The organism is Lujinxingia vulgaris (assembly GCF_007997005.1).
Taxonomy (GTDB): Bacteria; Myxococcota_A; Bradymonadia; order Bradymonadales; family Bradymonadaceae; genus Lujinxingia.
The window spans coordinates 1-1049 of sequence record NZ_VOSL01000089.1; the positions used below are offsets into that span (position 1 = coordinate 1).

The window sequence follows — 1049 nt, forward strand, 5'->3', positions numbered from 1 at the left end:
AAGAAGCTCTCCATCGGCGCGTTATCCCAGCAGTTTGCTCTGCGGCTCATTGAGCAATTCATCTGATGGTCTTTGAGCACTTCTTGATAGTCTTCGCTGGCGTACTGGCTTCCCTGGTCGGAGTGATGGACCAGTCCTGGCGAGGGTTTGCGCGTGAGTATCGCCATCTTGAGCGCGTCAATGCAGAGAAAACGATCAATCTTTGAGCTCATCGCCCAGCCGACAATCTTGCGGCTGTAAATATCGAGCACGGCCGCCAGAAACAGCCAGCCTTCGGCGGTGTCGACATATGTAATGTCGGCCAGCCAGAGGCGGTTGGGAGCCTGAGCCTCAAACTTGCGAGCGACGATATTCTTATCCACCTTAAGGTCGTGATTGGAGTCGGTCGTCCAGGGTTTTCGCCGTTTTTGAACCGCGCGCAGGCCGTTTTTCCGCATCAACCTGGCCACGCGATTCCTCCCTACACGCCAACCATTCGCTCGCAACGTATGGTGAATACGCGGGCTGCCGTAAGTCTGGCGGCTTCTCTCAAACGTCGATTTAATGGCCTTCAACAGGCGCGCATTCTCCTGGGAGCGCCGGCTCGGGGGGCGGTTTCGCCAGTCGTAATAGCTCTGGCGTGGGATGCCCAAAACCCGGCACATCAACGCCACGGGGAACTCGTCGCGATGCGACTCGATGAATTCGTACCTCACGCCCGTTCCTTGTCGGCGAAGATACTCATAGCTTTTTTTAGAATCTCGCGTTCCATCCTCAGCCGCTGAACCTCACGCTCCAGCTCGCTGATTCGGGCCTGCTCCGGGGTTTGATTTCCCCTGCCTGGAAACGCATCTTCGCCGTCTTCACGGCACTCACGTCGCCATCGGTAGAGCGTTTCCACCGGAATGCCGAGCTCATCGGCAACCTGCACACAGCTTCGACCTTCTACATTGGATAGGCGGACGGCCTCGGTCTTGAAGTCCTTGGGATATTGTCTGCTCATCGGAACACCTCGTTGTGGTTACTAAAACCATTCTCTTCGATGTGTCCGGGAAATTGAAGGAACCTCA

Annotated in this window: 2 protein-coding genes; both read right to left on the reverse strand. The window is 56.1% G+C overall.

The features are described 5' to 3' along the window. Positions 1 to 695, reverse strand: a 695-nt coding sequence (locus tag FRC96_RS16030; RefSeq protein WP_146975910.1) for an IS3 family transposase, incomplete at its 3' end; no start/stop codon positions are given. Then, positions 692 to 982: a transposase gene (locus tag FRC96_RS16035; RefSeq protein ID WP_146975911.1), complete on the reverse strand. Its 291-nt coding sequence runs from the start codon at positions 980 to 982 to the stop codon at positions 692 to 694. The genes FRC96_RS16030 and FRC96_RS16035, both read right to left, overlap by 4 nt. Positions 983 to 1049 lie beyond the last annotated feature (67 nt).